Consider the following 12,995-nt stretch of genomic DNA (forward strand, 5'->3'; position numbering starts at 1 on the left):
CGAAAAATATTGCCAGAAAGGTGCATTGCCATATCGACGACGAACAAAATAAGTAAAAGTGATATTAAGTACCAAAAATGAACTGTTAAATAAAAAGTTCATTATGGAGAAATTTTCAGAAACAGGACGCACCCGCGCCCGCAACAATCAGAGGCTCACCTCACCACGGTTTTCACACCGTTGGCGGTGCCGACCAGCGCCACGTCTGCGCAACGGTTGGCGAACAACCCGACGGTCACGACGCCCGCAATCCCGTTAATATGGTTCTCTACCGCCACCGCGTCCATGATGTTCAGGTTGTGAACATCCAGAATGATGTTGCCGTTATCCGTCACAACCCCCTGACGGTATTCAGGCTGCGCGCCCATTTTTGCCAGCTCACGGGCTACATAGGCTCTGGCCATCGGGATTACTTCAACCGGCAACGGGAATTTGCCCAGCACATCCACCTGTTTTGAGGCATCAACAATGCAGACGAACTGACGGGAAATCGCCGCGATGATTTTTTCGCGGGTCAGCGCGGCGCCTCCGCCTTTAATCATCTGCATATGCCCGTTGATTTCATCCGCGCCGTCCACATAGACATCCAGAGAATCAACGTCATTGCAGTCAAAAATCGGGATGCCCAGGCTTTTAAGCTTGGCCGTTGAAGCATCCGAGCTGGATACCACACCTTTGATCTGGTGCTTTATCGAACCCAGCGCGTCAATAAAATGGGCTGCGGTGGAACCCGTGCCCACCCCAACAATGGTATCAGGACGGACATAATCAAGTGCCGCCCATCCCACCGCTTTTTTCAGTTCATCTTGTGTCATAGTCTGCTTCAGGCCCGTAGATACGAAACGAGTGCGTATTATAGAACAAGCACCCAGAGAAATGGCGCGAATTCATTTTGCCACCCTTGTATTATTTCACGGGCAGCAAACTCATCGCATAAACACTAAATCAGGGAATAAGATTTCTGCATGGTAAAACAGCAAAATGTGGCATAGTGAAAAAGCAGACTTCATTCAGAGGATTTTTTACTTTCATGAAACGCCCGGACTATCGAACGCTTCAGGCTCTGGATGCCGTCATCCGTGAACGTGGTTTTGAACGCGCCGCACAAAAACTATGTATTACCCAATCAGCCGTATCCCAGCGCATTAAACAACTGGAGAATTTGTTCGGACAGCCATTGTTAGTCAGAACGATTCCGCCACGCCCTACCGAGCAAGGGCAGAAACTGTTGGCGTTGTTGCATCAGGTTGAATTGCTGGAAGAACAATGGCTGGGCAATGAAACCAGCAGCGATATTCCGTTGCTGCTGTCGCTGGCGGTAAACGCCGACAGTCTGGCGACCTGGCTGCTACCCGCACTACAACCCGTTTTGGCTGATTCCCCCATCCGTCTGAACTTACAGGTGGAGGATGAAACGCGTACCCAGGAGAGGTTACGCCGTGGTGAAGTGGTTGGCGCCGTGAGTATTCAGCCACAGCCGCTGCCGAGCTGTCTGGTGGATAAACTGGGCGCGCTGGATTATCTGTTCGTCGCGTCGCCCTCGTTTGCCGCCCGCTATTTCAGAAACGGTGTAACGCGTTCGGCGCTGTTGCTCGCCCCGGCGGTCGCGTTTGATCATCTTGATGATATGCATCAGGCATTTTTACAGCAAAACTTCGATTTATCGCCCGGCAGCGTACCCTGCCATATTGTGAACTCTTCAGAGGCGTTCGTGCAGTTAGCCCGACAAGGCACGACCTGTTGCATGATCCCGCATCTGCAAATCGAAAAAGAACTGGCTGATAATGAACTGATTGATCTGACCCCTGGGTTGTTTCAGCGCCGTATGCTCTATTGGCACCGCTTCGCCCCGGAGAGCAGGATGATGAAAAAAGTCACTGATGCCCTGCTCGCGCACGGACATCAGGTACTGAGACAGTCTTAACGCTCGTCAACACCTGTGTCACCAGGCGTTAGGGATTACGCTGTAATTCAAACACCACATCAACCTGATCGTCAAAGTTAATGTTTTGCTGCTCGTAGGTTTGCGCGGCTTCGCTCTGCGCCGCGACGTCTGCGGTTTTAAATATCCGGGCCACCGGCATAGGCTGATAGTTGGCGACATGATAGCGAATACTGTAGATCGGCCCCAACTTGGCATTAAATCCTTGCGCCAGGGACTGCGCCTGCGCCGTCGCTTGTTCCATCGCCTTTTTACGGGCTTCTTCGCGGTAGGTTTCCGGGTTCGCCACGCCTAAATCGACGGTGCGGATCTCATTCAGACCTGACTTCAACGCGCCATCCAAGAGTTCATTGAGCTTATCCAACTGACGCAACGTCACTTCCACCTGACGTACCGCACGATACCCTTTCAGCACCGATCCTCCGGTTTTCAGGTAATCATATTCAGGCTGTGTGCGTAAATTGGCGGCGTTGATATCTTTTTTCTCGATGCCGTTCTTGCCGAGAAAATCAAAATATTGAGCGACGCGGTCATCAACCTGCTTTTTCGCATCGGCGGCATCTTTCGATGACACGCTCACTTCGATGGCCAAACGAGCAATATCCGGCGTGGCCTCAACGCTGGCGGTGCCAGACGTCACAATATGCGGGCCATCCGGCAGTTCCGCGGCCTGTATCGCCAGCGGCGACAAACCTAACCCCACCATCGCGGCTAATGCCAGTGCTTTTAGCTTCACAATATCTCCTTCCCTCATGTTTTGTCGCTGAGACAGGCACAAACTTCGTTTACCGATAAACCGTTTCCCGCATTGACGGTAAATGCTGAATGCCGGTTAACATAACGCATTGCTGACACAACAAAATATAGGTTAATTTCTGAAACCTGCTGTAAATCAGAGTAGGCTATTGCCAGCCGTATCGGGCTAATTGTAAAGCAACTCCCCACATCGCCAAGCCCACAAACAGGTTAATCATGCGCTGCGAACGGGGCGTATTCAGCCATGGCGCAAGCCAGGCGGCAAGCAGGGCCAGCACAAAAAACCAGATAAACGACGCGGCAATCGTCCCCATCGCAAACCAACTGCGAGCCCCCCCGCTAAACTGGCTTCCCACGCTCCCGAGCACGACAAACGTATCCAGATAGACATGAGGATTAAGCCAAGTTACCGCCAGCATAGTGACAATGATCCGCCAGCGGTTCTGCTTCATGATCTCCGCGCCGGCCAGCGTCAGATCCTTCCTGAAAGCCATCTTCAGCGCGCCCCAGCCATACCACAGCATAAACGCGACGCCACTCCAGGTCACCAGCGCCAACAGCATCGAAGACTGGCTGAGCAAAGCGCTCCCGCCAAAAATACCGGCGCAGATAAGCGCGACATCGCTGAGTGAACATAGCAGCGCAATCATCAAATGATATTGGCGACGAATGCCCTGGTTCAACACAAACGCATTTTGCGGTCCCAGAGGCAAAATCATTGCCGCGCCAAGCACAAAGCCTTGCAGAAAAACCGCTAACATTGATTGCTCCTCGTATTGAAACATCGGGAATGCTTTTAACGCCGCTTGCGGCGATCCGGCAGGCCCGGTTCCCGGTTCAGAGCCGGTATCATACGAAGAGAAAATCATTAGGTGAAATGGATACTTCTAATTATTCATTAGCATAATGAATAACAAACCATCGGTAACAACCCCAGTTACTGAGAAGTCCGCCGTGCCGTTGTGCTGGAAAAGATTGCGTATAGAGAAACCAAATCAGTTGAGCCAATCCTGCGGATTTTCAGCAGGCATAGCGATCTCTTTTCTGCAAATAGAACGCGACAAAAAAAAGTGAGAAAATAAATGGCAGCTCGTATAGCTCCTCCATCAAATCCTTATATTGCGTGTCATACACAAACAGAAACGATAACAGGCGATGATGCTCTATTGTGTCGGAAATCAGAAAATAAACTACCATTAACCCCCCATCCCAAACAGGCATGACTTCTGTTCGGACACGGCGCACAATTTCACGCCGGAGAGAAGGGAGCAAAAACATCAACAGAGTAATGCCTATCAGCACGACAGATATCACCCGAAAATAGCTCCTCGGGAAGTCCGGAAAATAGTCTCTGCCCCAGCTGATCCCTCGGGCAAAAAGTAAAACCCACCAACTGATGCTCCATAACCAGAAAATGCGTTTATCCCTCTTGCACCTGAGCGGTTTGATATAAAACCAGGTGAATAACGCGCCAAATAACAGCAACAGAGATTGAAGCAACTCAACGACATTGATTACTTCCTGTCGGGCTGCATAAGAATGATGCCCGATATAAGGCAGAAACAAGGCAAAAAGAAAAATGGCGACAGTGTGCGAAGAGATCGAACGGTCTAGCTTCATTATAATTTTCAGACAAAGGCAAAATAGGGTGAGATAAGGTAAAACAAAAACAGAGGAAAATTTTCACCTTTTAGGCGGTCGCATACTGTTAAAACGCCTTTTGCGCAATATTGACTATGCGGATACGACAACATATCCGGGAATACAAATCCCGGATATGTCAGACGATAAATCAGTGGGCTTCCTGCTGATCGGCACGATACAGATGCACATCCATCTGCGGATAAGGGATGCCGATGCGGTGCTCGTCCAGCACGCGCTTGAAAGTTTCCAGCAGATCCCAGTAAACCGCCTGCGCATCGCCATTTTTCGTCCACACCCACACCACGAAGTTCAGAGAGGATGCCGCCATTTCATTCAGACGAATAGTGACGCCCTTATCATGCTGAATACGGCTATCCGCGGCGACGATGTCGCCCAGCAGCTTTTTCACCACATCAATGTCTGCATCGTAGGCCACCCCGACGACGATCTCGGTACGGCGATCCGGTTCACGCGAACTGTTGATGATATTCCCGGCGATGATCTTACCATTCGGCACCACGATGATTTTACCGTCAGCCGTAAGCAGCGTGGTGGAAAAGATCTGGACTTGCGTCACTGATCCGGACACGCCGCCAAGATCCACCCACTCGCCGGTCCGAAAAGGCCGGAAAATTACTAACAGTACACCGGCGGCAAAGTTGGCCAGCGATCCTTGCAACGCCAGCCCCACCGCTAAACCCGCCGCACCCAGTACTGCGATCACCGAGGCCGTCTGCACACCGACCCGGCTCAGCACGGCAATTAGCGTAAACGCGATAATGCCATAACGTACCAGCGCGCAAAGAAAATCCGCCACGGTGGAATCAATGGAACGGCTGACCATCACTTTATTCAGCGTCCCCGACAACACACGGGCCACAACCAGACCAACGATGAGGATCACTAACGCGGCAACGATGTTAACAGCATACTGCAAAAAAATATTCTGATGGCTGGCCAACCAGCCCGTCGCCTGTTCTACACCAACATTCAGTTCTTCCATTTATTCACTCCTGTTTCTTGTACTCTCTGACAAAGCATAATCTTCACGCCAAGAACCGCAATCTGCGGCAAAATCCGCATACAATTAAGGCTCCAATTGGAGCCTTAGCGATAAATCTTTATGAACCTTAAGCTTAAAGAACGTCAACCGCGTTCAGTTCTTTAAAGGCTTTTTCTAAACGCGCCACCATCGAAGCCTGGGCAGCACGCAACCACACACGAGGATCATAGTATTTCTTGTTTGGCTTGTCCGCACCTTCGGGGTTACCCAATTGGCTTTGCAGATAGCTTTCGTTCTTCTGGTAGTAGTGCAGAATACCTTCCCAGGTCGCCCATTGGGTATCGGTGTCGATATTCATTTTCACCACGCCGTAGCCGACGGCTTCCTCAATCTCTTCGGCAGAAGAACCAGAACCGCCGTGGAACACGAAATCCAGGCTATTGTGCGGCAGGTTGTATTTTTCTGACACGTAATCCTGAGAGTTACGCAGGATTTTTGGCGTCAGTTGCACGTTACCCGGCTTGTAGACGCCGTGGACGTTACCGAATGATGCCGCGATAGTAATACGCGGACTGATGGCGTTAAGCTTTTCATAAGCATAAGCCACATCTTCCGGCTGAGTGTAGAGCGCGGAGTTGTCCAGATGGCTGTTGTCCACGCCATCCTCTTCACCACCGGTACAGCCCAGTTCGATTTCCAGCGTCATATTCAACTTGGCCATGCGAACCAGATACTGACTACAAATCTCAATATTTTCTTCCAGTGACTCCTCAGACAGATCGATCATGTGTGAAGAGAACAGTGGCTTACCAGTCGCGGCAAAATGTTTTTCACCCGCATCCAGCAATCCGTCCAGCCACGGCAGCAGTTTTTTAGCGCAGTGGTCAGTGTGCAGAATCACCGGCACGCCGTAGTGTTCCGCCATCTGATGGACATGGTGAGCGCCGGAAATCGCGCCCAGAATAGCCGCCTGCTGACCTTCAGCCTTCATACCTTTACCAGCGATAAATGCCGCACCGCCGTTGGAGAACTGAACGATAACCGGCGCGCGTACTTTGGCCGCGGCTTCCAGAACCGCATTGATAGAGTCAGTACCGACGCAGTTTACTGCTGGCAGGGCGAATTTGTTTTCTTTTGCTACTGCGAAAACTTTCTGAACGTCATCACCAGTGATGACACCAGGTTTTACGAAATCAAAAATTTTAGACATGTTACGTGTCCTGTTTCGTTGGTCGTAGAGGGTTTAGAGATATCGATGTTTAAATCGACAGGCTACTCAGGCACACGCCAGAGTAGCCGAAGCGAAGGTAATATCTTACGCTCCGCTTAAATCAAAATATTACTGCTTGGCACGTTCTTCCAGCATAACGACCGCCGGTAGTTTTTTCCCTTCAACAAACTCCAGGAAAGCGCCGCCACCGGTAGAGATGTAGGAGATTTGGTCGGCAATGCCGAACAGATCGATCGCCGCCAGTGTGTCGCCGCCACCGGCAATAGAGAAGGCGTCGCTTTCCGCAATGGCTCTGGCGACAATCTCGGTGCCTTTGCGGAAGTTCGGGAATTCAAATACGCCGACCGGACCATTCCACAGAATGGTTTTGGCGTTTTTCAGAATTTCCGCCAGGCGCTCGGCGGAAACGTCGCCCAGATCCAGAATCTGCTCTTCATCCTTGATTGCCGTGACCGATTTCAGCGTCGCGGCGGCAGTTTCAGAAAATTCAGACGCAACGCGAACATCGCTCGGCACCGGAATATCGCAGGTTTCCAGCAATTTCTTCGCTTCAGGAATCAGGTCTGCTTCATACAGCGATTTACCCACGTTGTGGCCTTGAGCGGCGACGAAGGTATTGGCGATACCGCCGCCAACAATCAGTTTATCGGCGATTTTGGACAAAGAGTCCAATACGGTCAGTTTGGTGGAAACTTTGGAGCCGCCGACGATGGCAACCATCGGACGGGCCGGATTGCCCAGCGCTTTACCCAATGCTTCCAGCTCATTAGACAACAGCGGGCCCGCACAGGCGATAGGCGCGAATTTACCCACGCCGTGTGTCGACGCCTGAGCGCGGTGCGCCGTACCAAATGCATCCATGACGTACACGTCACACAGCGCGGCATATTGCTTCGCCAGAACTTCGTCGTCTTTCTTCTCACCTTTATTAAAACGAACATTTTCCAGCACAACCAGCTCACCTTGCGCGACATCCACGCCGTCCAGATAATCCTTAGCCAGACGTACCGGAGAAGAGATTTTATCTTTTAAATAGTTAACGACGGGCAGCAGAGAAAACTCTTCGTTGTATTCTCCTTCGGTCGGACGCCCCAGGTGGGAAGTCACCATCACGCGCGCCCCCTGTTTCAGGGCCAGTTCAATGGTCGGCAGAGAAGCGCGGATACGCGCATCAGACGTCACTTTACCTTCTTTTACCGGCACGTTCAGATCGGAACGGATAAGTACGCGTTTGCCAGCCAGATCCAGATCGGTCATCTTAATTACAGACATGGTGAATCCTCTTGTTGATTCTCTTTTAAAGTTGCTTGAGCGAGATATTGATCCCTGATCAATATCGTCGTACTAGAAACCGCAGGCCGCCATTGCCCGTGTTGTATCCAACATTCGATTGGCGAAGCCCCATTCGTTATCGCACCAGACCAGTGTTTTAACCAGGTGCCGGCCACTGACCCGGGTCTGCGTGCCATCAACAATAGCACTGTGCGGATCATGGTTAAAATCAGCCGAAACTAACGGCAATTCGGTGTAGTCAACTATACCACGAAATGCCTCATGCGCTGATTTTTGCAGTAATGCATTAATTTCATTAACATTTACTGGTTTCTTTACGCTGACGCTTAGATCGATCGCCGTGACATTAATCGTGGGGACCCGCACCGATATCGCCTCAAAACGATCGAGGAACTGCGGGAAAACCCGGGTTATCCCTGCCGACAGTTTGGTGTCCACCGGAATGATGGACTGACTGGCCGCACGGGTACGCCGCAGGTCATGATGATAGGCATCAATCACCGGCTGATCGTTCATTGATGAATGGATTGTGGTCACCGTTCCATTTTCAATGCCGAATGCATCATCCAGCAGTTTAATTATAGGAATAATACAATTGGTTGTGCAGGAGGCATTGGAAACGATGCGATGTTCGGCCATTAATTGTTGATGATTCACGCCAAATACCACCGTTGCATCCAAATCCGCGGTTCCCGGATGTGAGAACAAGACTTTCTTCGCTCCTGCCGCCAAATGCGCTTCGCCATCGGCGCGACTGCCATATACGCCACTGCAATCCAGCACCACATCTACGCTAAGTTCACCCCAGGGCAACTGCTCGATCTCCGCCTGGTGCAACAGGCGGATGCAATCATCCCCAACGTATAGCTGATCGCACTCCTGGCGAATATCCCAGGGGAAACGACCGTGACTCGAATCGTATTTGAGCAGGTGGGCAATCCCCTCCGCACTCGCCAGTTCATTAATGGCAACAACGCTAATTTCTGCCCGGCGGCCCGATTCATACAGCGCACGTAAAACACTGCGACCAATACGGCCAAAGCCGTTTATCGCAATACGGATTGTCATGGCGTTCCCTGTGTTGTGGTGTTCATATCATCGCCATAGGATATACCCTTCTTGCATGAAGTTGCAGCACAGTTGCGCCCCTTCCTTCGAAGAGAGTCAGTGAGTTGCAAGGGGGAAGCCGCTTCTCGAACGCAAGGCCAAAACGATGCCGGAAATCCCTTGTCAGAATGCAATCAACATCACAACTGAAACGCTTCAGCCAGCATAAACGAATTAGTGTTTAAAAAGAAATATTCTCGCTCGACACACCTCAGAAGAGTGACCTGCGTCATAAAAAAACCGCCAGATCAAAATGCTGGCGGTTTCAAGACTTCGTGCGGTAAAGCAAAACGTGATTACTTCAGTAATGCCTGCGCTTTTGCGACCACGTTATCCACAGTGAAGCCGAACTCTTCAAACAGCAGCTCAGCGGGCGCAGACTCACCAAAGCTCGTCATTCCAACAATAGCCCCGTTCAGGCCCACGTACTTGTACCAGTAATCGGCGATACTCGCCTCAACCGCTACCCGCGCGCTCACCGATTTCGGCAGCACCGCCTCACGATAGGTCGCATCCTGTTTGTCAAATGCATCCGTTGACGGCATCGACACCACGCGAACCTTATGCCCTGCCGCCGTCAGTTTGTCATATGCGCCAACCGCCAGCTCGACCTCCGAACCGGTGGCTATCAGGATGACATCCGGCTGGCCGCCGCTGTCTTTCAGCACGTACGCGCCTTTAGCCACATCCGCCAGTTGCTGTGCAGTACGCTCCTGCTGCGCCAGATTTTGTCGGGACAGAATCAGCGCCGTCGGGCCGTCCTGACGCTCAATGGCATATTTCCACGCTATCGCCGTTTCCACCTGATCCGCCGGACGCCATACGCTCATGTTCGGCGTCACACGCAGACTGGCCAACTGCTCGACCGGCTGATGCGTCGGGCCGTCTTCCCCCAGACCGATGGAGTCGTGGGTATAGACGTAAATACTGCGGATTTTCATCAGCGCCGCCATACGCACCGCGTTACGGGCGTATTCCACAAACATCAGGAAGGTGGCGGTGTACGGCAGGAAACCGCCGTGCAACGCTATTCCGTTGGCGATAGCGGTCATGCCGAATTCGCGCACGCCATAGTGGATGTAGTTGCCCGCCGCGTCTTTATCCAGTGATTTGGAACCAGACCAGATGGTCAGGTTGCTGGGCGCCAGGTCAGCCGAGCCGCCCAATAACTCAGGCAGCAGTTTACCGTAGGCTTCCAGCGCATTCTGAGAAGCTTTACGGCTGGCAATTTTCGCCGGGTTGACCTGCAACTGCTCAATGAATTTTTGGGCATCCGCCTGCCAATTGGCCGGCAAGTCGCCCGCGGTGCGGCGTTTGAACTCAGCAGCCAGTTCCGGGTAGGCGCCGGCGTAGGCGGCAAACGCTTCATTCCAGGCGGCTTCTTTACGCTGTCCGGCGGCTTTGGCATCCCAGGCGGCGTAAATCTCGGCCGGAATTTCAAACGCCGGATAAGACCAGCCCAGTTGCTCGCGTGATGCGGCCACTTCCGCGTCACCCAACGGCGAGCCGTGAGAATCGTGCGTGCCCGCTTTGTTCGGCGAACCAAAGCCAATCACGGTCTTGCACATCAGCAGCGACGGTTTGTCCGTCACCAGTTGGGCTTGCGCGATGGCGGCTTCGATGGCATCCGTATCGTGACCGTCTACGCCGCGCACCACATGCCAGCCGTAGGCTTCAAAACGGGTAGCGGTGTCATCGGTAAACCAGCCTTCGACGTGGCCGTCGATGGAGATGCCGTTATCATCATAAAACGCGGTCAGTTTGCCGAGCTTCATGGTGCCGGCCAGCGAGCAGACTTCATGGGAAATCCCTTCCATCATGCAGCCGTCCCCCAGAAACGCGTAGGTGTGGTGGTTGACAATTTCATGACCCGGACGGTTGAACTGCGCCGCCAGCGTACGCTCGGCAATCGCCATCCCGATCGCGTTGGCAATCCCCTGCCCCAGCGGGCCGGTGGTGGTTTCGATCCCAGGGGTGTAACCGTATTCCGGGTGGCCCGGGGTTTTGGAGTGCAGTTGGCGGAAGTTTTTGAGCTCTTCGATCGGCAGGTCGTAGCCCGTTAGGTGCAGCAGGCTGTAAATCAGCATGGAGGCGTGACCGTTGGACAGGACGAAGCGATCGCGGTTGGCCCAGTTGGGGTTGGCGGGATTATGGTTCAGGTGATCGCGCCACAACACTTCAGCGATATCCGCCATACCCATCGGTGCGCCCGGATGACCGGATTTGGCTTTTTGCACGCCATCCATACTCAGCGCACGAATAGCATTGGCAAGATCTTTACGAGAGGACATGCTTTACTCCAGATCGGATTGAACAGATGCCTTGTTAGATATATGGTATACTAATCAATACGTTATATAAAAAAGGCAAAGAAAATATGATTACAAATGTACATTAAAATCAAGGTGAATGCACATGGAACCGTGAGCAAAAAAGAGGATTTAATGATTGGCAAATTCACCGTGCTTTTTCCAAACATTCCACAAAGAAATAACACCTCATTTGTTCTGCTCGACAGGCGCGCAATAGCGCATAAATCAGAATTAACATCTAGTTATCTCCACGGTTTTCAGTTACGTTGACGCTGGTTTTTCTGAACACCGGCTGTTTCAATTTAATGATTAACATTTGTAACCACTATCGTCGGGAGATGATGTTATGGCGCTTCATACTTCTACCATTCGTACTTCCACCCTCGCTCTGTGTCTCACAACATTGCTGAGCGGTTGTCAGAATCTTAATACCGATACATTGGTTCAATCCGGCGCTCAGGCATTTCAAGCCGCCACGCTGAATGATGAGCAGGTGAAAGCCTTCAGTAATCAATCCTGCGAGCAAATGGATAAAGAGGCCCAAATCGCGCCCGACAGCAGTACGTACACCAAACGATTGAATAAAATTGCCGATGCGCTGGGCCACGAGATTAACGGTACACCGGCCAATTATAAGGTATATCTGACAAAAGACGTGAACGCGTGGGCGATGGCCAATGGTTGCATCCGCGTCTACAGCGGCCTGATGGATATGATGACCGATAACGAAGTCGAAGGGGTTCTGGGTCACGAGATGGGCCACGTTGCGCTTGGACACACACGTAAAGCAATGCAGGTGGCCTATGCCGCCACGGCAGCACGTACCGCGCTCTCTTCCGCCGGCGGTGTCGCCGCCTCTTTATCACAGTCACAGCTTGCCGATCTGGGTGAAAAGCTGGTTAATGCTCAATTCTCACAGACACAGGAACGCGAAGCCGATGATTATTCATTCGATCTGCTGAAGAAACGCGGCGTTAAACTCGAAGGGCTGGCAACCAGTTTTGAGAAATTGGCCAAATTAGACGAAGGACGTCAAAGCAGCCTGTTTGACTCGCATCCTTCATCGGTGGAGCGTGCAAATCACATTCGTGAGCGCATTGCGGCCGAAAAGTAATACCGGCGGATCTAGTCACAATTAGCCATCAAAACCCGTTAGCTCATCACACCGGCACATTGGCATTAAGGTCTATTCGGATGCCAATATGTCGCATATCTTAGTCCTGACTAGCGATACGAACCCGAATCCTCCAGCGGCGCCAATAGCCTTATGAAATGAGTGAGTAAAATTTACTAGTTTTTTCTGATTAAAATTCAAGTCTTCACCTGCGAGCGTCAAAATACCCGGCCAATCTATTTTAAAGATAGAAATGGTTTTGCGAATCGAGCATACTGCCTTGAATCAGCGAAAATAATTTTCTAAATATAATCATAGGGATATCGATTAACCATATTATCGTATCCGTGATCATCTCAAGAAATCCATCTTATAAAAACTCCACCCTATAAATTTCGAGTTGCAGAAAGACGGCAAGTGAGAGAATAATCCCGATGGCGCGCCGGCAACGTAGAGGTGACGACTATATGCGTAGCGCAGGGTGACGCATTATTCATAGCTGGGTAACATTGGCAACCATCACTGGTTTGTGTTTTTTCTTAAAGATAAGCTCATATGTGTTAAAAATCATGGATGTGAGAATTTTTAGTAAA

Annotated in this window: 11 protein-coding genes; 2 read left to right on the forward strand and 9 right to left on the reverse strand. The window is 51.4% G+C overall.

Features of this window, described 5'->3' with window-relative positions:
• Nucleotides 1-155: 155 nt before the first annotated feature.
• Complete coding sequence (gene rpiA / locus EH207_RS14600; protein ID WP_137714653.1) at nucleotides 156-815, reverse strand: ribose-5-phosphate isomerase RpiA; 660 nt, start codon at nucleotides 813-815, stop codon at nucleotides 156-158.
• 215 nt (nucleotides 816-1,030) lie between these two features.
• On the opposite strand from rpiA, the gene EH207_RS14605 reads away from it, so the two are divergent.
• Nucleotides 1,031-1,924 carry a LysR family transcriptional regulator ArgP gene (locus tag EH207_RS14605; protein ID WP_137714654.1) on the forward strand — a complete coding sequence of 298 codons (894 nt, stop codon included), beginning with the start codon at nucleotides 1,031-1,033 and terminating at the stop codon, nucleotides 1,922-1,924.
• 28 nt (nucleotides 1,925-1,952) lie between these two features.
• On the opposite strand, the gene EH207_RS14610 is transcribed toward EH207_RS14605, so the two are convergent.
• From EH207_RS14610 to tkt, 8 genes are all read right to left on the reverse strand, one after another.
• A complete protein-coding gene (locus EH207_RS14610; RefSeq protein ID WP_137714655.1) occupies nucleotides 1,953-2,696 on the reverse strand; it encodes an oxidative stress defense protein in 744 nt (247 codons plus the stop codon).
• 148 nt (nucleotides 2,697-2,844) lie between these two features.
• Complete coding sequence (gene argO / locus EH207_RS14615) at nucleotides 2,845-3,459, reverse strand: arginine exporter ArgO (RefSeq protein WP_137714656.1); 615 nt, start codon at nucleotides 3,457-3,459, stop codon at nucleotides 2,845-2,847.
• Between the two features lie 259 nt (nucleotides 3,460-3,718).
• Nucleotides 3,719-4,318 carry a hypothetical protein gene (locus EH207_RS14620; RefSeq protein ID WP_137714657.1) on the reverse strand — a complete coding sequence of 200 codons (600 nt, stop codon included), beginning with the start codon at nucleotides 4,316-4,318 and terminating at the stop codon, nucleotides 3,719-3,721.
• Between the two features lie 172 nt (nucleotides 4,319-4,490).
• The gene (mscS, locus tag EH207_RS14625; protein ID WP_137714658.1) at nucleotides 4,491-5,345 is read right to left on the reverse strand and encodes a small-conductance mechanosensitive channel MscS; all 855 of its coding nucleotides are present in this window, start codon (nucleotides 5,343-5,345) and stop codon (nucleotides 4,491-4,493) included.
• A gap of 133 nt (nucleotides 5,346-5,478) precedes the next feature.
• A complete protein-coding gene (gene fbaA / locus EH207_RS14630) occupies nucleotides 5,479-6,555 on the reverse strand; it encodes a class II fructose-bisphosphate aldolase (protein WP_137714659.1) in 1,077 nt (358 codons plus the stop codon).
• Nucleotides 6,556-6,684: 129 nt separating this feature from the next.
• Nucleotides 6,685-7,848, reverse strand: coding sequence for a phosphoglycerate kinase (pgk, locus tag EH207_RS14635; RefSeq protein WP_137714660.1), 1,164 nt, complete (start codon nucleotides 7,846-7,848; stop codon nucleotides 6,685-6,687).
• Nucleotides 7,849-7,920: 72 nt separating this feature from the next.
• Nucleotides 7,921-8,937, reverse strand: a complete 1,017-nt coding sequence (gene epd / locus EH207_RS14640; RefSeq protein ID WP_137714661.1) for an erythrose-4-phosphate dehydrogenase — start codon at nucleotides 8,935-8,937, stop codon at nucleotides 7,921-7,923.
• Between the two features lie 335 nt (nucleotides 8,938-9,272).
• Entirely contained in the window at nucleotides 9,273-11,267 is a 1,995-nt protein-coding gene (tkt, locus tag EH207_RS14645; protein ID WP_137714662.1) for a transketolase, read from the reverse strand.
• Between the two features lie 367 nt (nucleotides 11,268-11,634).
• On the opposite strand from tkt, the gene loiP reads away from it, so the two are divergent.
• A complete protein-coding gene (gene loiP / locus EH207_RS14650) occupies nucleotides 11,635-12,402 on the forward strand; it encodes a metalloprotease LoiP (RefSeq protein WP_137714663.1) in 768 nt (255 codons plus the stop codon).
• The last annotated feature ends 593 nt before the right edge of the window (nucleotides 12,403-12,995 follow it).

The sequence above is a fragment of the Brenneria rubrifaciens genome (genome assembly GCF_005484945.1).
In the GTDB taxonomy this organism is placed as follows: Bacteria; Pseudomonadota; Gammaproteobacteria; order Enterobacterales; family Enterobacteriaceae; genus Brenneria; species Brenneria rubrifaciens.

What these genes read in the sequence shown, in the direction of transcription:
- fbaA (WP_137714659.1), bottom strand. Translation starts at nt 6,555, where the DNA reads ATGTCTAAAATTTTTGATTTCGTAAAACCTGGTGTCATCACTGGTGAT.
- argO (WP_137714656.1), bottom strand. Translation starts at nt 3,459, where the DNA reads ATGTTAGCGGTTTTTCTGCAAGGCTTTGTGCTTGGCGCGGCAATGATT.
- epd (WP_137714661.1), bottom strand. Translation starts at nt 8,937, where the DNA reads ATGACAATCCGTATTGCGATAAACGGCTTTGGCCGTATTGGTCGCAGT.
- pgk (WP_137714660.1), bottom strand. Translation starts at nt 7,848, where the DNA reads ATGTCTGTAATTAAGATGACCGATCTGGATCTGGCTGGCAAACGCGTA.
- EH207_RS14620 (WP_137714657.1), bottom strand. Translation starts at nt 4,318, where the DNA reads ATGAAGCTAGACCGTTCGATCTCTTCGCACACTGTCGCCATTTTTCTT.
- mscS (WP_137714658.1), bottom strand. Translation starts at nt 5,345, where the DNA reads ATGGAAGAACTGAATGTTGGTGTAGAACAGGCGACGGGCTGGTTGGCC.
- EH207_RS14610 (WP_137714655.1), bottom strand. Translation starts at nt 2,696, where the DNA reads ATGAGGGAAGGAGATATTGTGAAGCTAAAAGCACTGGCATTAGCCGCG.
- loiP (WP_137714663.1), top strand. Translation starts at nt 11,635, where the DNA reads ATGGCGCTTCATACTTCTACCATTCGTACTTCCACCCTCGCTCTGTGT.
- rpiA (WP_137714653.1), bottom strand. Translation starts at nt 815, where the DNA reads ATGACACAAGATGAACTGAAAAAAGCGGTGGGATGGGCGGCACTTGAT.
- tkt (WP_137714662.1), bottom strand. Translation starts at nt 11,267, where the DNA reads ATGTCCTCTCGTAAAGATCTTGCCAATGCTATTCGTGCGCTGAGTATG.
- EH207_RS14605 (WP_137714654.1), top strand. Translation starts at nt 1,031, where the DNA reads ATGAAACGCCCGGACTATCGAACGCTTCAGGCTCTGGATGCCGTCATC.